The organism is Streptomyces sp. NPDC096324 (assembly GCF_044763015.1).
In the GTDB taxonomy this organism is placed as follows: Bacteria; Actinomycetota; Actinomycetes; order Streptomycetales; family Streptomycetaceae; genus Streptomyces.
This window is the reverse complement of record NZ_JBIWFK010000001.1, coordinates 828046-849609: the sequence shown is the minus strand read 5'-3', so window position 1 is coordinate 849609 and position 21564 is coordinate 828046. Positions and strand designations below refer to the sequence as shown.

Annotated in this window: 13 protein-coding genes and 1 pseudogene; 6 read left to right on the top strand and 8 right to left on the bottom strand. The window is 69.1% G+C overall.

Translation table 11 applies throughout. The features are described 5' to 3' along the window. Together ACIQ7M_RS03435 and ACIQ7M_RS03430 are read left to right on the top strand one after the other, a co-directional pair. Positions 1-750 carry an ABC transporter permease gene (locus ACIQ7M_RS03435; protein WP_403639156.1) on the top strand — a complete coding sequence of 250 codons (750 nt, stop codon included), beginning with the start codon at positions 1-3 and terminating at the stop codon, positions 748-750. Further along, positions 747-1589 (top strand): class I SAM-dependent methyltransferase, encoded by an 843-nt coding sequence (locus tag ACIQ7M_RS03430; protein WP_403639154.1) that lies wholly within the window; start codon positions 747-749, stop codon positions 1587-1589. The genes ACIQ7M_RS03435 and ACIQ7M_RS03430 overlap by 4 nt, the downstream gene beginning before the upstream one ends. A gap of 334 nt (positions 1590-1923) precedes the next feature. Here the strand turns inward: ACIQ7M_RS03430 and ACIQ7M_RS03425 are convergent, their stop codons facing one another. Next, positions 1924-2697 (bottom strand): FadR/GntR family transcriptional regulator, encoded by a 774-nt coding sequence (locus tag ACIQ7M_RS03425; protein WP_403639152.1) that lies wholly within the window; start codon positions 2695-2697, stop codon positions 1924-1926. Between the two features lie 1447 nt (positions 2698-4144). Between ACIQ7M_RS03425 and ACIQ7M_RS03420 the strand changes: the two genes are divergently transcribed. Continuing rightward, positions 4145-5407, top strand: coding sequence for a glycoside hydrolase family 27 protein (locus tag ACIQ7M_RS03420; protein ID WP_403639150.1), 1263 nt, complete (start codon positions 4145-4147; stop codon positions 5405-5407). A 262-nt stretch (positions 5408-5669) separates the two neighbouring features. Beyond that, positions 5670-5822, top strand: coding sequence for a lantibiotic protein (locus ACIQ7M_RS03415; RefSeq protein ID WP_403639148.1), 153 nt, complete (start codon positions 5670-5672; stop codon positions 5820-5822). Between the two features lie 329 nt (positions 5823-6151). On the opposite strand, the gene ACIQ7M_RS03410 is transcribed toward ACIQ7M_RS03415, so the two are convergent. The 7 genes from ACIQ7M_RS03410 to snpA all read right to left on the bottom strand — a co-directional run bounded on the left by ACIQ7M_RS03410 (position 6152) and on the right by snpA (position 18586). Then, positions 6152-7687, bottom strand: coding sequence for a SagB family peptide dehydrogenase (locus tag ACIQ7M_RS03410; RefSeq protein WP_403639146.1), 1536 nt, complete (start codon positions 7685-7687; stop codon positions 6152-6154). A gap of 157 nt (positions 7688-7844) precedes the next feature. After that, on the bottom strand, positions 7845-9764 hold the full coding sequence (locus ACIQ7M_RS03405) for a TOMM precursor leader peptide-binding protein (protein ID WP_403639144.1): 1920 nt from the start codon (positions 9762-9764) through the stop codon (positions 7845-7847). Further along, a complete protein-coding gene (locus ACIQ7M_RS03400; protein WP_403639142.1) occupies positions 9754-12036 on the bottom strand; it encodes a TOMM precursor leader peptide-binding protein in 2283 nt (760 codons plus the stop codon). The genes ACIQ7M_RS03405 and ACIQ7M_RS03400 overlap by 11 nt, the downstream gene beginning before the upstream one ends. A gap of 271 nt (positions 12037-12307) precedes the next feature. Then, positions 12308-13147, bottom strand: a complete 840-nt coding sequence (locus tag ACIQ7M_RS03395) for an ROK family protein (RefSeq protein WP_403639140.1) — start codon at positions 13145-13147, stop codon at positions 12308-12310. A gap of 813 nt (positions 13148-13960) precedes the next feature. Next, the gene (locus ACIQ7M_RS03390; protein WP_403639138.1) at positions 13961-16276 is read right to left on the bottom strand and encodes a TIM-barrel domain-containing protein; all 2316 of its coding nucleotides are present in this window, start codon (positions 16274-16276) and stop codon (positions 13961-13963) included. Positions 16277-16804: 528 nt separating this feature from the next. Beyond that, a complete protein-coding gene (locus ACIQ7M_RS03385; protein WP_403639136.1) occupies positions 16805-17590 on the bottom strand; it encodes a DeoR/GlpR family DNA-binding transcription regulator in 786 nt (261 codons plus the stop codon). A 279-nt stretch (positions 17591-17869) separates the two neighbouring features. Beyond that, positions 17870-18586, bottom strand: coding sequence for a snapalysin (gene snpA, locus ACIQ7M_RS03380; protein ID WP_403639134.1), 717 nt, complete (start codon positions 18584-18586; stop codon positions 17870-17872). A gap of 188 nt (positions 18587-18774) precedes the next feature. Here snpA and ACIQ7M_RS03375 point away from each other — a divergent pair, with 188 nt between their 5' ends. Together ACIQ7M_RS03375 and ACIQ7M_RS03370 are read left to right on the top strand one after the other, a co-directional pair. After that, positions 18775-19734 carry a LysR family transcriptional regulator gene (locus ACIQ7M_RS03375; protein WP_403639132.1) on the top strand — a complete coding sequence of 320 codons (960 nt, stop codon included), beginning with the start codon at positions 18775-18777 and terminating at the stop codon, positions 19732-19734. 466 nt (positions 19735-20200) lie between these two features. Continuing rightward, positions 20201-21385 (top strand): annotated as a pseudogene (locus ACIQ7M_RS03370) (glycoside hydrolase family 27 protein); the annotation flags it as partial. Positions 21386-21564: the final 179 nt, after the last annotated feature.

Here is a 21564-nt window from a genome sequence, read left to right as displayed (position 1 = left end):
ATGCGACTTCTCTGGCAGGTCGTCAAGTTCGAAGCGCGGCGGATGATGAGGAACTTCGCTCCGGTCTTCTTCGCGCTCGGTTTCCCGGTGCTGATGCTGTGCATGTTCGGCGGCATCTACGGCAACAAACCCTCCAGCCTGTTCGGCGAGCGGGGCACGGTGGACATGTCGGTCCCCGCCTACCTGGTCATGGTGGTCTCGGTCACCGGACTCATGAGCTTTCCGCTCGGGTTGGCCGAGTACCGGGACCGCAAGGTGCTCAAGCGGTTCCGCGCGACGCCCCTCGGCCCCTCGGCCCTGCTGATCGCCCAAGGACTGGTGAACATCGCGCTCAGCCTCATGGGCGCTGTGCTGCTGATCCTGACCGGATACCTGCTCTTCGACCTGCACGTGCCGCACTCGGTGGCCAACGTGGCGGCCGCGGGCGGAACGCTGCTCCTCGCGACCCTCGTCATGTACGCGTTGGGAGGCGTCGTCGCGGCGGTCGCGCCTTCGGAGCGTGCGGCGACGGCGGTGGCGAATCTGGTCTACTTCCCGATGATCTTTCTGTCCGGGGCGACCATCCCCGTGCAGATCTTCCCCTCCACCATGAAGGCGATCAGCGACGCACTGCCGGCCACCTACGCCGTGGAACTCCTGCAGCACGCCTGGCTGGGCACTGCCACCGACGTCGTCCTGGACGTCGGCGTGCTGGGCGGCCTGCTGGTGCTCGCCGGGGCCGCCGCCGTGCGCCTGTTCCGCTGGGAATGAGCACGGTGACACTCGACAGCGCAGCCACCGACCATGTGCCCGCCACCGCCTTCCTGACCGCTCTTGCGCGGGCCCAGGCGACAGCGAGCCCCGACACGACCCTGCACGACCCCTTCGCGGCCCGTTTCGCCGAACTCTGCCCCGCGGCCGTCCGGGACATCACCCGGCACACGGCCGGAACAACCGTGGTGGTGGCGCGCACGGTCCTCATCGACCGGATGCTGGCAGAGCTGTTCACGCGGGAGCGGGTGGACGTCTGCGTCAACCTCGGCGCTGGCTTCGACGCACGGCCCCACCGGATGGATTGGCCGGACGGCTGCCGAGTGATCGAGGTCGACTCGGCATCGGTCCTCGACCTCAAGGACCGCCTGCTGCCTTCGGCGGACGCCGCGGTCCCTGTCGAGCGGCTGGTCAGCGATCTGCGCGACGCCGACCAGCTCGCCCGCCTGCTGCTGCCGCGCACCGCCGGGCGGCGATGTGTGGTCCTCGCGGAGGGGCTGCTGACCTACCTGCCCCCGACCGCCGTCCGTGCGCTCGCCAGTGCTCTGGGCCGGCTGGGCACCGACACGAACTGGATCTGCGACGTCGTCTCCACCGACTCCGCCCGTAGCCTCACTCAGGCCTCGCAGGCCGCCGGGACACCTCTCGAAATGCTCGGGCTCACCGATCTGTCCGTCTTCGAAGCCGCCGACTGGCACTGTGAGCAGCTCGAACTGCTCCCCACCGCAAGGCTTTCGCCCACGTCGGCGGGTCACCGTGGGGCCGCCGCGAGCCGACTGCTGCCCGACAGTGTGCTGCGACTTCACCGGGCCACGGCCCCAGGGCCCCACGCCTCGTAGCGCACCGCCGGGCCCTGGCCGGTCTGCCGATCCTCGTCGGACATCCGCGAACACGGTTACCGGCGGGCCCACTTGTGGGCCCAGGGAGGAGCGGACCAGCGTGCGGCTCCCCGGAGCGTCCCGGGAGAGCCGCACGCACGGCTTCAAGCGGTGGGGGCGGGAGACGGAACGTCAGCCCACGCCTCGGTTCCCGCCTTCCTTCACATCACGTCAGCCTGCGGGATTCTCGGACCGCTGCCGCTGCTGAAGGTGTGGAAGCGGGGAAAGCCCCACAACGATGACCAGGGGGCTGGGTCCTGCGTCACCGGTGGGATGTCGCTGGTGGGTATGGTGGTCATTGGGGTCGTCGGGTTTGTGGCGGGATGTGCGGGCGGTCGGTGGTGCAGGGGCAGCCGGGGGTGCGGGGGTCGGTCGTGTCGCACGCGTAGGCCCGTTCGGCGAGGAGAACACGCATGGCGTGCTCGGCCACGTCCGCGTCCTGCTCCCGTACGGCCTCGACGATGGTTTTGAAGCGGAGCTGAACACTTTCGTCGCGTGGGTGGATGCCGCAGGCCAGGTGGCCGTGCTGGGCCACCCCGATGGTGATCACCGTGACCATGCGTTCCAGGACCTCGTTGTGGGTGGCGACGAGCAGTGCCCGGTGAAACGCCTGATGGGTCCTGGAGGTCTGCTCCGGTCCGGCGTCCTCGCCCAGGGCGCTCAGCACGCTCTGCAGCGCGGACATGTCCGCGTCGGTACGCCGCAGCGCGGCCAGCCGTGCCGCCGCCGGAGCCACGATCCCGCGGAGCTCACCGAGACTGCGCAGCAGCGTCACATCGACGGCACTACGGCGCCGGCCCGTGAACTGCCAGTGCAGCACATCGGCATCCAGCAGGTTCCAGTCGGACCGCGGCCGCACGAACGTGCCCCGCCGCTGACGGGCATCCACCATCCCCTTGGCCGCGAGCACCTTCAACGACTCCCGCAACGTCGTCAGACTCACACCCAACTCGTGCCGCAACGCCGCGATGTCCAGCGTCGCCCCCTCCGGAAGCTGACCACTGAGCACCCGGTGAGCCAGTACCTCCACCGTCCGGCCGTGCACTCCACGGCGCGCATATGACTGCACGTTGCATGCCCTTTCTCACCCGCCACCCGACGCCACCACAAACCCCCGAACAACATCGACGCCGAACGGTCCACGGCGGCGGACCACAACGGCCGGACGTGGGCCGATCCACCATCCCGGGGAACCGCGGCCGGCGTCGCTCCAGCAGCGTGCGCCGCCGCGACAGCGCCGGTGACGCCCGTTGCGGCGTGCGCTTCCGCGCGGCGCCCGCGACCAGACGTGACAGCAGCTTGCCTACGCGCGGCAGCAAGAGAATCTCCCATCGCGCGAGAATTCCGGAGACGGCGGTTTGGGCCCGCTGCGGCCATCGCCGGTGATCAGGGGCCACGAGGGCTGATCGTTAATGCTTGATTTCAGACTCAAGCGCTCAGATTGTTGCACAGATGAGAGTCCCTTGAGACGACTATGGCAAACCCGAACTCACACAGTGGAGGTGGCACTCCCGAAGCCGGCAGAGAATCTCTACCATCAGCCCTCCACGATGCATCCGGCGCCAAATAATTAGTAATTAAACTGCCTTGACAGTGTTATGGAGTTGACCGCACGATGAATCCTGACCCCGAGGGTAGGGAACCGGAATTCCACGGGATTGACGACCCTGTCGGTCCATCCGGCCGCACTGCGCTTCACACGCCTCCCCAGCCAGAAGTCAGTCGCACACGCGGAGCACACCGATCGGCAGGGTCTCGCGGCATACAGAACTCTTGGCGGCGCGACTACATTCACACCGCCAACATTCTTTAATTAGGAAAAATTCGAGTCTCCGGTATTCGGTCCTGTGAAATTCCGCCTCGCGGCGGGGTTCGGGTGGCGCTCATCGACGGCCACTGCGCACGCCCAGGCATCGTCCCCATCCTGCAGGGGGCGGTGCCCGGGCGTGCGCAGTGGCCACGACTCCGACGAACCCCTTGGACCCGGTCGGCGACTGGGCCGGGTTGTCGCGGACCACGCCGGATCTTTTCGCGACCTGCCGCCGATCACGTCCGTCAAAGCGGCGGAGGAACACGAAACAGCCATACAACAGGGCCGGTGACCGTTTGACGTGACGCTCGTTCGGGCGCTTGGGGTCCCCGTGCCAGGCCGGAAAGGTCGATGTTTCCGGAACACGGCCGCCCGCTCCGCCGAACGCCCTGCCCCGAGAACCCATGGATGTCGACTCGCCGGATCCATGCGCGCCGATCCATTGCCTTCACCGGCGGCCCGCACCCGGTCGCGCCTATTCGACACCCGGTCGCGCTTTCCACGCATCTCGCAGGTCTGCTGGATCACGCCGGGCAGCCAAGCATCTCGACCGCGCCTCCTGCGCAATTCCCGTCTGAAGATGAGTAGTTGCGTTGCATCATTGACAACTACGCTCAGAGACACTGCACTTGTGCTCACTCGGCGGCGGTGTACCCCGCTGGGTAACCCCCACTGCTTCAGACACAGGACTTCGAAGGAGTCGACCGTGTTCAGAAAGCCCCGCTCTCCCAAACGGCTGGCCGTCGTAGCGGCAGTGACCGCACTCACCGCATGTGTTCTGGCCACCGCACCGGTGCAGGCCTCCCCCACAGCAACATCCAGCACACCGCTGGCGCTCACGCCGCCCATGGGATGGAACGACTGGGCCCACTACGGATGCGAGGTCACGGAGAAGATCGTGACCGCCAACGCGGACGCCCTGGTCTCCACCGGCCTGGCCGCCAAGGGGTACGACACGGTGACGGTGGACGACTGCTGGATGACCAGAAGCCGCAACGCGAGCGGCCACCTGGTCGCGGACCCCTCCAAGTTCCCCCACGGCATGGCCTGGCTGGGGTCCTACCTGCACCGCAAGGGCCTGAAGTTCGGCATCTACGAGGACGCCGGCACCTCGACCTGCGGTGGCTACCCCGGCAGCGGGCCCAACCACTTCGCGACCGACGCGGCCGACTTCGCCTCCTGGGGTGTGGACTATCTCAAGCTGGACGGCTGCAACGTGCCGGTTCCCGGCGGGCAGTCGATGGAGCAGGCCTATCGGCAGGCCTACGAAGCGCAGGCCTCCGCTCTGCGCAACTCCGGCCGCAACATCATCCTGTCCGTCTCCGCACCCGCGTACTTCCAGGGCCAGTCCAACTGGTACTCCGTCATCAACTGGTCGCACCAGGTGGGGCAGCTGTGGCGCGAGGGCGCGGACGTGGCCATGTACAACGGGAACTCCTCCCGCTGGGGCAGCGTCATGTACAACTACGGCTACAACAAGGGCCTGACCTCGTTCGCCTCCCCCGGTAACTGGAACGACCCGGACTTCATCATCTCCGGGGCCGGTGGGCTCAGCGCCGAGGAGTCCCGTAGCCAGGTCGCCCTCTGGGCGATGATGGCCTCACCCCTGATCCTCTCCTCCGACGTGTCGAACCTCAGTCAGGCCGGCCTCGCGGCCATCGGCAACACCGATCTGATCGCGGTGGACCAGGACACCGCCGGAATCCAGGCGACCGTCGCCGCGTCCAACGCGTCCAGCGATGTCCTGGTCAAGCGGCTGGCCAACGGCGACCGGGCGGTGGCCGTGCTCAACCGCACGGGCGGCACCCAGACGTTGTCCGTGCCGTTCAGTCAGGTGGGCCTTCCGGGGTGCACCGTCCGGGCCAAGAACCTCTGGACGGGCACCACATCGAACGCCTTCTCCGCACTCAGCGCTTCCGTGCCCTCGCACGGCACCGCCGTCTGGCGGGTCAGCGGCGCCTGCGTCTAGTCAACGGCACACGTATCAGCGCCGATCACTCTCTGCCCGGCAAGCCGTAGAAAGACGCGCGGGCGTGCTTCCCGAGGTCCGGACGGGCCTCGGGAAGGGGTCGTCGGCGGAGTGACAGCAGATGGCCCACGCGGTGACGTCGCCACCACGTGGGCAGGAAGACATCGGCGGGTTCGGAAGCCTCCGGCGCGGTCGAGTGCACCACCGGCCGGGGCTCTCCGTCTCGTTCGGGATCCCGTCCCCGCATCCAGAAGGAGTTGCCATGGCCGACACCGCCCTTGCCGCTCTCGTCCAGGAAATCCTCGAACTCGAATCGGAGACGTTCGAGATCACCGACTGCACGGACAGCGACGAGGCCTTGCTCTTCGTATCGGCGAGGTGGTCCTCCACGAACACCACCTCCTGCACCGCTTGACGCCCAGGACGTGGTTGATGGGAGGCCCCGGAGCGCGCACCGCGCACCGGGGCCTCCGCCATGCGCGGACCACTCGCGCGGTGCTGCTGCGCCCGCCACACGGGCGCCCTGTCGACGGGCCGACGAGGAACATGTCCGTCTCGCCGTCCGCGGAGGTGGTGGCCCCGGCTCGGTGCCGGACGAACCGGAGACGGCGCACGGCAGCGGCTCCCCGCGGCGGCGCGGCTACGAAGGGGCGCGGGGCACTCCCCCGGCCAAGGCCTTCTGCGCGGGGCGGAGTACGTATGTGTCGCTTCCTCGGCGATGCCTCTCGGGACGAGGGCCGGAGGTCATGGCGCGACGATGTCGTAGCGGTAGTCGGCGGGGCGGGGCCGCTCGTCGCCGATCATCATGACGACCAGCGGTATCTCGCCCCGTGCGGTCAGACCGAGCTTCCCCAGGAACGAGACGCAGTCGAAGCCGAGGACGGCACCGCAGCCGGTGCCGACGGCGGAAGCGGCGGTGTAGACGGCCTGGGCGGTCGCGCCGGCGACGGCGTTGACCAGGCGGTACCCGCGGTCTCCCACGGCGTCGAGCACATCATGGGTGCGGGCCACGGGAACCACAACGGCGGCGGCCTGCTCCAGGTTGTAGTCGTCGAGGAAGTAGTTCGCCTGGAGAAACGCGCCGGACTCACCGGCCTTCGACAGCACCAGCTCTCCGGTCTCCCCGTCGTACTGGTACAGGCCGGCCGGCACTTCGCGTACGTGGTTGACGAAGACGCAGAGCCGGGTGAGGGGCATACCGCCGGGTGTTTCGGTGTCGCTGTCCAACGTGCCGGCGGCGACGGCGGCGCGAAGCGCGGCGGAGAGCCGCGCCGGGTCGAGCAGGGGGCCGGCGGTGAACCGCCCGAAGCTGCTGCGACGGTCCCGCAGTGACCGTCGCACCGAGGTACGAAGCGGCGCGGGCGGAGGCAGCGGGACGCGCACGCCGGGGCCGTGCGGCGCCGCATGGGCGGCACCAAGGGCGCCGGGGGCGGGCCTGTCGGCCGCGCCGTCCAACGTGGCGGCGTGGACAAGGCCCACGGTCGGGAAGAGGTGTGTGCGACGGGACTTCTCGGCAGGCACACGCCGGACGCGGGCCCCGGGCGTCCGAGGGGCTGGTGTCGCCGGGGCGCGGTCGGCCCAGCGCACCGGAACGACTGCGAACACCCCGTCCGCCGCGGGGTCCAGGCCCAGCAGCCGACCCAGGCGGAGCTCGTCGAACCAGAAGGCGCTGCCGATGTGCACACCGTGGGCGCGAGCCCACATGCGCCAGGTCTGCAGGAGGGCGCCGACATCCATCGTGCCGACGTGGTAGGCGAAGCTGTCGTACTTGAAGGAGTTCTGCCAGAACGTCACGCCCAGGACGAGGAACTGGTCGGTTGCCGCGGCCTCTTCCAGTTCTCCGAGGGCCGCGCGGACTTCGCCGGTGACGTCGCCCGACAACAGCCGGGTGACGCGGTGACGCGGGGGGTCGTAGTGGTAGACACCGGGCGTCAGGGGGCCGCCCGCGCCGCTGACCCAGTGGATGCCGATCGGGTAGAGACCGCCTCCGGACGCGGTACCTCGTGACCAGCTGGCGTGGGAGTGCGACGGCAGCGAGATCAGGTCCGAGCCGGCATGTACGGCGAGGCGTCGGCCGGTGAGACCGTAGGAGTCGCGGAGCATCGCGCCGAGCATGGCCAGGGTGAACGCGCCGGTGCCGCGCTCACCGAACAGGCCCCGGTCGAGGGTGGCATCAGGCGCGCAGCCGCCGTCGGGCAGCGGGAAGGACGGCAGGTGGGGGAAGAACTTTCCCTGGCGGGGCCGGTCGGACCAGTCGGGTACGAAGTCGGCTGGCTCCATGGGGATCCTTCCTCTCCGCGTCACCGCAGTCACGTACTCATGGGCGTATCCCACGGCACTCCCTCTTCTGCTCTTCGTGGATGGTCGCCGGCCGCGCGCAGGGCGGGTGCCGGGGGCGGGTGGTGCGAAGGGCCGAGCACACGGTTGCGTCGCCGGGTTACGGTCGTCCCCGCGGCGCCCGGTCCCGTGCGGCACGCGGCGAGCGCGAGACATCGGGGACTGCGCTCCGACGGCTCCGGCCAAAGGTGCTCGGCATCAGTCCGGGCACCATCACCTTGACCGTACGGAGGCCGAGGTCCCGCTGTTCAGGGGCGGTCTGGTCGACCACCACGACGTCGAAGCCGCGGGCGGTCGCGGCCGCCACGCATGCCTCGACGTCGTCCCGGAGGTCGGCGGAGGGACGGAGCGTTCCGGGGCCGACCGCAACCGAGGCAAGGGGTACCTGGTCCGCGTCGTCCGGGCGGCGCACCAGGAAGTCGGCGCACCGGCCCGTCTCGGGAAGCCCGTACGAGGGGCGATCGTCGTGAAGGGCGCGTACGTCGCCGACATCGCGCGCCGCGCGACGCGGCCGGAAGTCCTGGGAGACGGCTCGGCGGCGGAGGCCTACGGCACCGGCGGCGATCTCGCGGAGAGCGGCGGCGAGCGCGGCCTCGGGGTCGAGGGACGCGCCCGCACCGAAGCGCAGTGGTCCCGGCTCCCCGTCGGCACGTTCGGCCACGGCGGTGACCACCGGCACCGGGAAGGTGATGCGGGTGTCGAAGAATCGGGCCCGGTAGCCGTATATCGCCAACCGGTCGACCATGGCACGGGTTTCGAGCCTGGTGCTGGTGAACGCGTCGATCTCGGGCAGCCGGGCGCGACCAAACCAGGCGAGCTGGAAGGCGTCGCGCTCGACGGTGTCCATGAGCCCGTGGTAGACGGCCTCCGCGAGACAGCCACCGGAGGCGGAGCCGTTCGAGCTCTCCCGCACGAAGCGGCGCCGGCGGCCGCCGGGCACGTGGTGGTACGCCATCGCCTCCGGTACGAGCACCGGCCGGCCCTCGTGCAGCGACCAGCCCCACACCCAGTTCACCCGACGGTCCGGAGCGAAACGCGGTGTGTCCGGCTCGGCGTCGGGGAAGGCCTCGGAGTACATGCCGGTGGCACGCGGGTCCACCGCCATGTCACCGAGCTCGTCGAGGGAAGCGCTGACCACGGTCCTCTTCGCTCGGGCCCGTATGCCGGCGTACCGCTCCATGCCTTCCACCAAGCCGGCACGGACGCTGGTGGCGTACGCACCGGTGTGGCCGCCCCAGTGACAGTCCCGCAGACAGGTGCCGGAGCGTGAGGTGAACGCGCCGGCCGTCGAGGAGGTCGACGTTACCGTCAGGTCGGAGACGACGGACGGGCCGAGCATCCCGGTGACCGGGTTGGTCAACGCCTCCGGGACCAGGTCGTAGGCGTCCAGCGGGCGGAGCCGGAAGACGTCCGGAGCCTGTTTGGGTGTGGGGTCCAGGGCGATCCGAGCGGCGTCGGCGGTGTCGTCGGGGCGCGTCCCGCAGGAGGGGCACTCGCCGTCGGGCACCAGCGGGAACCGTGAGACACGCAGGGTCTCCAGGTCCAGGAGCCAGACATGCGGATATCGGGCGGGACGCGGCTGCCGGGCCGTCGCCGCGACGAGTCCGGCGAGGGCGTCCACCGCGAAGCCGGCCCGCCAGGGCGGGCTCCCGCTGGCGCGGGGCCGGTCGCCGACCTCCACCGCGTCCCGGAGAAAGCCGGCCCGCACCGCCTGCCAGCGGCGGGCGAGGCATTGCGGACAGCCGGGGATACCGGCCGACCTGGCCGGGCCGACCACGGCGTGATGCCCGTACAGGCCGACGACGACGGTGCCCGCGGGGAAGTCTCTTGGTTCGGCGGTCAGTTCGTCACGGAATCCGAACGGGATCACGACGGCCGGGGGTGCGACGGGGCGGTGACATGCCGCGCGATCCGCGACGGCGGCGGTGAGGTCGGCGCACACCGCGTCCCAGGGCCCGGCGGAGGCCGCGGTCCCTGACCGGGACTCGGCGCGCGGCGGCGGAGCGGTTTCATCGAACACGGGGCCGCCCCTCGGTCAGCAGGACACGGACCGCGTGGACATGGCCGGCCGCGAGGTCCGGAGCCGTCACCGGCACCACCAGAACGTCCCGGCCCGCGGCGGCGAGGCTGTCCAGCACGGCGGCCCACGTGGTGACGGTGTCCGGGGCCGGTGCGGGGGTCACGGCGACGAGGGTGGCGGCGTCCAGGTCGGCCCACAGCGGGTCGCCCGGGTCGGACGGGCCTGCGACGCGGCGCAGTTGCTCGCGGCCGATGAGGTCTCGCAGTGCCTCGCGGGCCGCCCCGCGACGGCGCAGGCCACAGGCGACGGACCAGCGCTGTTCGCCGGTCTCCGGGTCGCCGAGACGGCTGACGACGACGGGCACGGTGTGCCCGCCGGCCGCGGTGAGGTCGAGGACTTCGACGGTGACGCCGAGGTTCTCCGCCGACCGCAGGAGGAAGAGGAGTTCGGGGTCCCCGGTGAGGGAGACCGGGTGGACCACGTGCACCGGGGCTGTGCGGCGGACCGCGCCGCGCAGCGCGTCGTGGGCTAGGGCGGTTCGCAGGGCACGGCCGAGCGCGGCACGGGGGCTGCCGGCGGCGCCGGTGCCGGCCGAAGTCCGTTCGAAGAGACCCTCGTCGTTCCAGCCGCCCAGGGTGCGCACGGCACCGGCGGGCACCAGCACCGTCTGGTCGTCGAGCAGTGAAGTGGCCTCGATCCAGTGGATGATCCGATCGACGGGTACGTCGAGGCCGCTGGAGACAGCCAGTTCGAGAGGTTCGATCCGTGGCCACTTGCCGACGGCTGCCTCCAGGGCGACGGTGTCCAGTACCCGGGGCGGGACGACATGCTCCACGTAGACTTCCGCCGCGCGGAAGAGGGCGGTGAGTCGCGCGCCGGCGACGTGGTGGACGTCGACGGCGGATATCAGGCGCTCGCGGCCGGCCCCCAGGCCCAGGCACAAGGTGCCGACTTTGAGCGGGGTCTGTTCCCAGTGTTCGTCGGCATAGGCGGTGAAGACGCCGGCCCTCTCCTGGACGAGGATGTCGCGTTCCGCCAGGGCCGCGAGTGCGGTCCGCGCCGCTTCGTCGGATGCTCCGTCGGCGGGGTGTGCGGTGGGCTCGTCGTCGGCGTGTGCCGCGCGCAGGATGTCACTGGTGAGGGTGGCGGGCTCGACCGCACTGGTGGCGGCGCCGGAGCAGAAGGGGCAACGGGGGTGGGGCAGCAGGGGCTCGCTCAGCACGTCCAGGGTGTCGAGGTCCTGAACCACGATCTGGTTGCTGGTCTCCGCGGGCAGCGCCCCGGTGACGAGTCGGAACACCTCGAAGGCGAGGAGGTTGCCCAGCATCCCCGCGAGCGGGCCGCCGAGCCGGGGCGGCGGAGCGTCCAGCGGTGCGGCGGGACCCAGCGCGCTCCACAGGTCCGCGCTGTCGGCCGCGTTGGCACCAGCGCCGAGCCGCAGGGCGGCGCAACACCAGCAGCCGAGGGTTCCCGCGGTCATCACCGGGCCGACGACGGCGCTGTTGCCGAACGTCCAGGCTCCAAGGAGTCGGCGGCCGGCGGGCACACCCTTCGTGAGCAGCCGGAGCATCTGGTGATGCCCGGCCGCGCCCGTCACCAGGACGGTGTCCCAGCCTTCGAGGTCGTCCCAGGCATACGTTCCGGCCGCCGGCTCGGTGAGCTGGGTGAGGCGGGGGCCGCATCCCGCCGCGGCGAGGTCGGTGACCTCGGCATCGAGGTCGCCTGCCTCCACACCGTGGCGTTCGCGGCTCAGGACGCTGTGCTGGGCCTGCTGTCCGGTGACGGCCACGGCGGCGCACCCGTTGCGCAGCAGGCCCAGCGCGGCCCAACGGGCGAGGGCGTCGTCGCCGAGGACGGCGACGGGGGTGGACCGGAAGCGGAGGAATCGTCCGACCGCGTCGTCCGCGTAGTGGTCGAGGTAGTCGAGCTGGTGCGCGAATCGCTCGCTGACGTGCGACAGGAGCGTGGCAGCCGCGGAGGTGGGTGCGGCATCCCGTGCGAAGCCTCGGGAGTAGAGCGCGCAGACGAGCTGGACCACCATGTCTCGGTGCCTGGTCCCCATACCGGAGCACAGTTCCTCCACCCGCCGTCGGCCGTCGAGGTGGGGCACGAGGAGCGTGGCGAAGCGGTAGGCGGACCGGGTGGCGACGCTGAACCCGCCGTGCGCGTTGTGGAAGAGCACGCCGGACGGTGTCTGGGTGAAAAGCACATCCCTGCGGATTCGTGGTCGCGACTGTGCGATCTCCTCGTAGGACGAGGGTGTGTGGGCCATGGGTTCGGAAACCTCCGAAGTGCAGCGGGGTGTGGTCGGCCGGAAACGGCGGGGGAAGTCCGTGGCATCGCGCACGGCAGGTGTGGCCCAGGGGCGTGGCCCCGGCCGGGTGGAGGAGGAGACTGAACAGGTCATGGACGCGGTAGCCGGCGGGGCGGCCCCTCTGACAGCGGTCCGGCGTCGACGAGGGAGCCGGAATCCGGCCCGCTGTCGCATCACCGCGAACCCGCAGTCACCTGGAGGTCGGCGGCGAGGGCAGCACCTGGAGGCGTCAGCGTGGCTGAACGGTCGCTCGTGCCTCGCGAGTCAGCAGCGCGGCGCCGAGCAGCGAGCCCTGAAAACCGAGCTGGGCAGGGACGATGACGAGAGGCGACTGCACTCGCGCGGCCACGGCACGCCTCAGTTGGCGGAAGTAGGCTTTGCCGGCCTCGGCGAATTCACCGCCCACGACCACGCGGTCCGGGCTGAGCATCGTGGCAGCGGAGGCCAGGGCATCGGCGAACGCCTCGATCGCATCGCCCCACACACGGGCCGCGTCGGCGTCTCCCGCCTTGGCCCGCTGGTGGACGGCCAGGGCGGAGAGCCCGGCCTCTCCCCCGGCGCTCTCGTAGCGGCGGGTCACGGCGGATGCCGAGGCGATGTCCTCGACCCGCTCGGCTCCGCGGGTGCCCGCATCGCACGTCGTCCAGGTGGGCAGGCGGCCCAGGTCACCGACGACAGACCGGTGGCCGTCCCCGGCCTGGCCGTCGAGGATGATCGCAGCCGGCAGTCGGTCCCCGACGGGCACGTAGAGGAGGGCACGGCTGCCGCGCCCGGCTCCGAGAAGTGCTTCCGCGAGAGCACCGGCCCGCACCTCATGTCCGACGGTGACCGGCAGCTCGAGGTCTTCCTCCAGCCATGTCCGAACCGGCACCCCTCGCCAGTGGCGCTCCCCCACGATGGACGCGAAGCCGGTGGCCTCGTCTCCCTCCTCGGCCAGGACGACACTCGCCGCCGCTGGACGCCGCCCCACCCGCTCGGCGAGCTTCACCAGGTGCATGGTGCAGTCCAGGAGAAGGTCGACGACTTCGTCGGTGTCGAGTGTCGGTGTCACCGGCCACCGCGTGAACATCAGGACATGGTCCCCGGCAACCACGGCGCCGGCGATGTGGCTGCGGCTGAGCCCGAGTGTGAGGACGGTCGGGGACTCGCCGGATACCGACGTGGCCGGGGCGAGGTGGTGGGACAGCGCCTTCCTATGGGAGGAACGGCTGGACGCTGATGGCACGGCGCCGGTTTGAACGACGGGATTGCCGGGGCTTTCTCTTACGACTCGGTGCATGACACTCTTTCCTGACCTGAGGTCGAACCGGTGCGGATCTCTGGGGAGCCTCGTCGCTTTCACCGGGTCACGTGGATGCTCAGGCGCGTTGCGCACGATCCCGGAACTTCGAGCGCAGTGCGCGCGTGAACGGCCGGGAGAGGGAAGGTCTTGACGCGGTGCGACGCGGCGACACGCCTGCCTCTGACCGCGAAGGAGTCCTTGCTGTCGCCTACATGAAAGCTTACGCGCGTTCAGTGAGCTCAGTGAGCAGATTCGCTCAACCTCTGCCACAAGACATCAGCGACAAGTCCCTGTTGCCGTCCTTGGCCTGAGAACGCGGACGAAGGGGTGCGCGATCGACGCTGGGTGGAGGATCCTGCCGCACGACACCGTCCAGGCAGCCGCGCGGAGCGGGTACGGGAACACGCCGCGGGAAGCCGCGGGGCAGCAGACGGCCGCGGGAGCGTGGCTTCAGGGAGGCGTGGCCCCCGCATGGGCTGGGTGGACGACCGCGTCGGCCGGGCCCCAGGTTCCTCCGGGTCCCGGCCGACGGGTCCTGCCCGTCCCGGGAGCCGGGGCCGGTTCAGGGCGCAAGACCGTTCGGTGACACAGTGGTTCAGGTCATGACGCGGGCGCGGGCGAGATCCCCGAGCCGGTCGGCACGGTGATGCCGTTCGCAGTGACAGTGAAGCCGTCCGCCACGTTGCCGACCTTCACCCACACGGTGCCCGAGCGGTCCGTCGGGTCGAAGAACCAGCCGGTGGCCGCGGAGTTGTAGGCGGCACGGCTCGTCAGCGGGGCCACCGTGGCCGAGCCGACAGTGATCGAACCGGGTGCGGTGGAGCTGTGGAGAGCGACTTCGTAGCCACGCGAGGCCGATTTGCCCGTGAAGGAGCCCGCGCTCGCCCCGACGGTCACAGTGACCGTCCCGCTGCCACTGGCCGGAGCAGTGACGTTCACCTGCTGGCGGGCGAAGGCCCCGGACTTGTAGGCACGTGTGGTGCCATCGTCCTCGTAGAGGCTGAACGAGGAGTTGCCACGCGGGTAGATGTCATAGGTGAGAGTGGAGAGGGGTTTCTCCCCCGTGTGGTTCATCTGCGGCCACATGGGCACGATCGCACCGGACTTGACGAACAGGGGCAGGGTGTCCAGCGGCGCGGAGTACCCGTTGACCCAGCCGGGGCCGTTGTAGACCTTGCCGGTCCAGTAGTCGGTCCAGCTTCCGGCCGGGAGGTAGATCCCGTTGCGCGTGGTGGAGTTGGACACGACCGGGGCGACCAGGAACGAGTCACCGGCCATGAACTGGCCGCTGGTCTGATTCCCGCGCGCCACCGGGTCGTTCGGGTACTCGAGCACTAGCGCCCGCGTGGAGGGCACGCCGGTGTCGGCGGCCACCCGGCTCATGGTGTAGAGGTAGGGCATCAGTTGCATCTTCAGCTGCAGGTACTTGCGGTTGATCGAGCGGTACGGCTCGGCGAACCGCCAGGGCTGCTTGTCCTGGTAGCCGGCGGACGGGTTGGTCGGTCCCCAGCCGGACATCGTCATGAAGGCCGGGGTGAAGGCCTTCCATTCCAGGTCTCGGACGTACGTCTGCGGACTGCCGCCGAAGATGCCGTCGACGTCGCCGGAGGCGTAGTTGAGGCCGGAGAGACCGGCGCCGGTGATCGCCGGGACGTGCCAGCGCATCGCATCCCACGTGCCGCTGGTGTCACCGGTCCACACGACCGCGTTGCGCTGGGTTCCGGCCCAGCCGTCGACCGTCCACACAAAACGTCGGCCGTCGGAGTTGTTCTCGATGCCCGAGACCGCCTGGTTGACGCCGGCGAAGGCATTCTTGTAGCCGCCGCCGACCCAGGCGACGTCGGTCTTGACCGCCCGGCTGCCGGCGGCGACCTCGGAGCCGATGTTGCCCAGGCCTGTCGAGGTCCACAGCCCGGTGTTGAAGCCCTTGGCCTTGAGCGCGGAGATCGTGGACGGCAGGCTGGTGTAACCGCAGCCGTAGCCGTCGTTGGGCAGGAACCAGCCGGATGGCATGTTGGCGTCTCGGGCATCCGTGGCATAGCCGACCACGTCAGGGGTGATCTGGTGACGCAGCCGGTTGTGGTCCCCGGTGTAAGCGGGGTTCGAGGCGTTGAAGCAGTCGGCGTTGCCGAGTTCCAGCCCCCAGATCGGTGCGAGGAACGGCTTGCCGGTGACGTCCGTGTACCCGTTCAGAACGCCCTTGAGCGAGTTGCCGGTGAAGTACCAGGCATCGAAACGGTTCTCGTTGTGCGTCAGCCTGCTGGGCGCACCGAAGGTGTACGAGCCCGGGGCCCACGTGTTGCGCATGACGCCGTATCCGTTGGTCGACATGTAGAACGGCGCCGGGCTGGCGTTGGTGTTCTCGGTCCACCGGTTGCTGACGGCGACCGGAACGGTCTTGTCCCTCAGAGCCCACTCGCCGAGCCTCAGGCCGGTGCCGTAGAACTGCTCGTCGGCGCCACGGGTGAGGTACTCGGTCGTCTGATTGCCGGCCCAGCTCGTGGGCTGCGACTCGGACCACACCAGTGTGGAGTCGTCCTGCCGGTAGAGCGCGAAGGTCAGCGGTGATTTGTTGATCCTCAGGCTGACCGCGGAGGTGCCGATCCGCCAGTAGCCACCCGCGTCGGTGAGAGTGGTGCCGACGGAACCGAACGTCGTGGTGATCGCGAGGTCCTTCCCCGCGGGATCGTCGGTGAAGGATCCGGTCGGTGACAGCCAGATGCGGAAGATGTCGGCCCGCGCGAACTGCACCCGTGCCGCTGCCCCGCTCGAGGTCGCGACCGTGAAGGTGTCCCCGGAACGCGTGACCGCGGTGGCATTGCCGGCCGTGGCGGCCTGGGCGGCCTGGGCGGAGCAGAGAACGGCGATGAGGGCTGCGGCCACCGCGGCGGCGAGGCCACGGACGGCGCGACGCAATGTGGGACTTCCGGTTCGGGGGGTGGGGCGACCGGATCTCGTCACGAACTTGCCTCCTTGCATGTCGGAGGGATTCGAGGGCAGACAACTGCCCTCAGCAGCAACAGAGTTGACAGCCAGTCACATGGCAGCAGAGCGAACGCTTGATGTCAATTGCTCGCTAGAGACTCGTTTCGAACAGAAGCGCTCACTGTCTCTGCGCGTCCTGGTCAAGGACTGCCCGGCCGTTCACGGCCGGTGCGATTCCTCACCTGGTTCCGCATCAGGCAACGTTCACCTTGCCGTGGCGCCGCATCCGGCTGCCGCGCATCCCTCCACCACGCCCGCCCGGACCCCGCACACCGCCGAGGGCCGCGGCCGGGACTCCGCCCGCGACGCGCCGCCAGGGCTTCGCTCAGCAGCCGCTCGTCGGCTGGACCTTCCTCTACTTCGACACGCTCCGGCGAACTCCAACGTGACGCGGGGCGGCCCGCCACGCGTCATCTCGGGCCGCCCCTCAACCGCACGCACATGCCGGTTCCGTCATCACTACACCTGTATCACCTGCACACCACGGTCGCTGAAGCGCTGCACATCGTCCTTCAGCGCCTGGGTGTCGGTGATCAGAATGTCGATCTGTGTCACCGGGCATATCGACGCGAAGGCCCGCCTTCCGATCTTCGAGGAATCGGCGACAACGACCACCTTGGCCGCACGTCGCACGAGCAGCCGGTTGATCGCGGCCTCCCCCTCGTGGTGCGCCGCCGCCCCCGATTCGGGGTCGATCGCGTCCACACCGAGGAAGGTGATGTCCAGGCTGAGCTCGTCGAGAATGCGCTCGGCCAACGGGCTCATCAACTCGTAGGACTGGGCTCTCGCCACCCCGCCCGTGACCACCAGCTTCACCTGCGGCCGCACCGCGAGCTCGTTCGCGATGTTCAGCGCATTGGTCACGACCGTGACCTGCACATCGTCCTCGGACCGAGTCACGTCCATGCTCGTGATCAGCGCCCTGGCCACTTCTGTCGTGGTCGTGCCGCCGTTCACTCCGACGACCGAGCCGGGAGACACAAGTCCGGCCGCGGCCCGACCGATGAGCAGCTTCTCCTCGGCGTGCCGCACGGTCTTGTACCGAAGCGGCAGATCATAGGCGACCGCGTGCGCGACCGCGCCTCCCCTGGTACGTGTCAGAAGTCGTTGTCCGGCGAGATGGTCCAGGTCACGTCGCACGGTGGCACTGGACACCTCCAACTCCTTGGTGATCTCCTCAACTTCGATCCGGCTGCGCTCACCCAGAATCTCCAGGATCGCGTTCAAGCGTTCATAGCGATTCACAACTACCTCCCCCCTACATGATCGCTCATCCTGCGCGCAGCGTCTCTGCGCGAACACGCAGGATTCGAGGAACGGGGGTGGGCGGGTGTGTGCGCCACGTCAGACGCCTTCCGGGGGCGGCACCGGTGGAGCGGGGCTCGGCAAGGGCACGTTCGTCACTGCCGGAACAAACGTCCCGTCAACAACGGAAAGAACAGTGCGGGACCACCGCGAACGGCGATGCGGGCCCCGGCACGAGGCCGAGGTCCGCAGGGGCTGAATCGTTGCGCCGACAAGTGGTCAGCGCTTGGAGTTCATGGCTTTCATCACCTTCGCCAGGCCGTTGGCCCAGAGCCGGTCGACCCGGGAGCCCTCGTTCGCGTCCGGATACGGATTGGTGCAGGACGGACCGGGGCCGCCGCCCGACATCAGCTCGCTGCAGGGGCCGCTGTAGTGGTCCGGCAGCCCCAGCACATGACCGGTCTCGTGGGCCGTGACGCGAAGCGGGTCGTTCGCCCGGGTCTGCCGGTAGTCGATGAAGACATAGCCCTTGCCATGACCGTCGGTGGAGGCGTAGGACCCTCTCCAGTCGTTCCCTTCGTAGTAGGAGAAGTCGCCGCTGCCCGAGGTCTCCTGAAGCTTGACGTTCGACACGGCACTGTTCCAGATGGATGCGGCGGTCGATATCTGCGACCTGAAGCTGGGCGCCTGCGAGGCGTTGTAGTAGACGGTCACCGACGCCAGGTTCGGCCGGAGCGCATGCTTCGTCGCGACCGACTTGAGCACGGCTTCGAAGAAGGCCTTGTTGTTGGCCGCGCTCTCGGCCGAGCCCGACCGGCCGGCGTACGGGCTGACGGCCGACGTGGACGGGGCGGGTCCGGCAGTCTGGGCACTCGCCGGGGTCGCGGTGCACAGTGCGGCCGATGCGAGACCCAGGCCGATCGCGGCGGCCAGCAGTTTCTCGGCACTCTTGGCGGACTTCTTGGAGGACTTGACGGGCGCGTTGGACCACTTCATGTGGGGGCTCCTACTGGTCACTTTTCAAGCAGCGGGTGACTGCTCATCAAGGAGTTTCGGGGAGGCCGAAGGGTGGGTGGGTAATGGCAACCGGTGATAGCTCGGGAGCTATCATGCCCAACACGCCTGTCTTTATTAGTATTTACGCGGCTGGCGCAGCAACCTCGGGTCGCCCTACCCTCCCCCTCATGAATCTTGAGGTAAGACACCTCCGAGTTCTCTGCACCATCGCTGACAGCGGCAGCCTGCACAAAGCAGCCCGGGAACTGGGCATAGCACAACCCTCGCTGAGTACACAGCTTCGCCGAATCGAAATCGCGCTGGGCGGTGCTCTGTTCACCCGCGCCGGCCACGGTTGCCGTCCCACGCCGTTGGGACATGCGGTGCTCAGCCGCGCCAGGCCCTTGGTCGACGAACTCGCCGCCCTCATCACCGAGACGAATGCCGCGGCGGCACACGCCTCCACCGGACAACTCCGCATCGGGTCCACCGCGAGCTGGGCCATCCCGGGCTGGCTGCGACGCTTGCGTGCCCGCACACCGCAGATCGAACCCGCCCTGCGGATGGATGTGTCCGCGAACTCCTTGTTGCGCATGGTTGTCGCCGGCCAACTCGACATGGCCTTCGTGCACGAAGTCGAGGGCAGGCCGCTGCGCATTCCCCCCACGCTCCGCCTGCGTGTACTCGTCGAACGGGAGCCGCAGTTCGTCTCCCTCTCGATCGACCATCCAGCGGCCGCGCGACGCGAGGTCAGCCTCAGCGACCTCGCCGACGACCGTTGGATGGTCGACTCCTCGGCAGACGGCGAATGGGACGTCCTGAGTCGCGTGCTGCGCGACGCCGGGCTGGCTCCCGAGATGCTGCACGGCGACTACCTCACCGCATACTCCCTGGTCGCCACCGGTCAAGCGGTGACGGTCAGCCAGCCGACCGCCCGCATGCGCTCCGACCTCGCGATCCGGCCGTTGCGGGGAGACCCCATAGGGGTCCGGCTCCTGCTCGCGGCCCGCACCGAGTCCGCACTCGACAACGCGTTCACCGAACTGGAAGACGCCTACTGGGAAGCCGCCCGGCAGGCACCGGCGTACCAGGAGCGACTGCGGAGTGCGGTCGCGCCGGATTCCCCGCGGGCTGCGAGAGGGCACTAGCCTCCGGTTCCGTACGAGTGGATCCTTGCGTACAGGAGCCGCCTCCTGCCTGCGCCTGCGGGACGCCGCCATTCTCCGAAGTGGCGTCACGCCAATACCCGGGCGGCGAAATAAGACCACTCTTAGGAATATTGACGCGCGCCTGACAATGTCGCGGGAAAGCCCTACTCTCGCTTCAGCACGCTCACCGACATGAGCGTCAAGCACCCTTTCCGCGCAGCCATTTCGCACACAGACCGCCGCTCACGCGACCCGTGGCGTCGCGTCAAGCGTGTTCGATCCATGTATTTCCGCCTCCCCCACGACTCATCGACGGTGGCAGGCAATCCGGCTTCGCCTTCGAAGACTGTCAAGCAGGGTCAGTCGGATTCCATGTTCGTGATCACACGAGTGATTCCGTGAACCCTCGCTACCACCCTCTCCATTCACGCGAAGGGAAACGCTCATGCCACCGCGTTTTCGCACGATGCTGTCGTACATGACCGTCGCCACCCTGTGGGCCGGAGGCCTCGCCACGGCCGCCGTCACCGGTGATGTCGCCACCGCGCCCCCCGCCGCCGCCCTGAACGACGGGTTGGCTCTCACCCCACCGATGGGGTTCAACGACTGGAACTCCTTCGGCTGCAACGTCTCCGACCAGCTCATCAGGCAGACGGCCGACCGCTTCGTCAGTACTGGCCTGAGAGACGCGGGCTACACGTACGTCAACGTCGACGACTGCTGGATGACCCACAGCCGCGATGGTCAGGGACGTCTGGTCGCCGATCCCTCGAAGTTCCCCAGCGGCATGAAGGCGACCGCGGACTACGTCCACAGCAAGGGCCTGAAGTTCGGGATATACGAGGACGGGGGCAGCGCCACCTGCGCCGGCTACCCCGGCAGCCTCGGCCACGAGGCCGTCGACGCACAGACCTTCGCCAACTGGGGCGTCGACCTCCTCAAGTACGACAACTGCAACAACCCCAACAGCAGCCAAGCCGCCACGATCGGCCGCTACCGCGCGATGCGCGACGCACTGAAGGCGACCGGCAGACCTATCGTCTTCTCCATCTGCGAGTGGGGATCGACCCGTCCCTGGGAATGGGGAGCGGACACCGGCCACTCATGGCGCACCACCTACGACATCCGTGACAACTGGGCTTCGATGCTGGGCATCGCCAAGCAGAACCTGCCACTGGCCGGCTACGCCGGCCCGGGCCACTGGAACGACCCCGACATGCTCGAAGTCGGCAACGGCGGCATGAACGACACCGAGTACCGCACCCACTTCTCGCTCTGGTCCATGATGGCCGCACCGCTGATCATCGGCACCGATCTGCGCCGTGCCTCTGCGCAGACCATGCAGATCCTCCTCAACAAGGAACTGATCGCCCTCGACCAGGACCGGCTGGGACGGCAGGCCACCGTGCTGTCGTCCACCGGCGGCCTCTGGGTGCTCGTGAAGCAGCTCAGCGACGGCAGCCGCGCGGTGGCCCTGTTCAACGAGACCGGACAGTCACGGACCATAAGCACCACAGCCAGGGCGGCCGGACTTCCCAACGCGAGTGCTTACAACCTCCGCGACGTGTGGCAGCACGTCGACACCCGGAGCACCGGAAACATCTCCGCCACCGTGCCCGCCCACGGAACCGTCGTGTACCGGGTCTCGGCGTCAAGCTGACGCCGAGCCGGACCTGGTCCTCGCGTCATCCGGAGAATCCCGTCGGAAGCCACCTTCCGACTGATGGGCCCCGACCGAAGTCGGTCGTGTGCGGTGGCCGGCGACCGTGACGGGTCGACGAACACCTGGAGCTTGTCTGCACTCCTCTCCACGCTGCGGAGCGTGGAGAG

Coding starts and splice junctions, on each gene's coding strand:
- ACIQ7M_RS03435 (WP_403639156.1), top strand. CDS start 1: ATGCGACTTCTCTGGCAGGTCGTCAAGTTCGAAGCGCGGCGGATGATG.
- ACIQ7M_RS03430 (WP_403639154.1), top strand. CDS start 747: ATGAGCACGGTGACACTCGACAGCGCAGCCACCGACCATGTGCCCGCC.
- ACIQ7M_RS03415 (WP_403639148.1), top strand. CDS start 5,670: ATGGCCGACACCGCCCTTGCCGCTCTCGTCCAGGAAATCCTCGAACTC.
- ACIQ7M_RS03410 (WP_403639146.1), bottom strand. CDS start 7,687: ATGGAGCCAGCCGACTTCGTACCCGACTGGTCCGACCGGCCCCGCCAG.
- ACIQ7M_RS03400 (WP_403639142.1), bottom strand. CDS start 12,036: ATGGCCCACACACCCTCGTCCTACGAGGAGATCGCACAGTCGCGACCA.
- ACIQ7M_RS03395 (WP_403639140.1), bottom strand. CDS start 13,147: ATGTTCACGCGGTGGCCGGTGACACCGACACTCGACACCGACGAAGTC.
- snpA (WP_403639134.1), bottom strand. CDS start 18,586: ATGAAGTGGTCCAACGCGCCCGTCAAGTCCTCCAAGAAGTCCGCCAAG.
- ACIQ7M_RS03375 (WP_403639132.1), top strand. CDS start 18,775: ATGAATCTTGAGGTAAGACACCTCCGAGTTCTCTGCACCATCGCTGAC.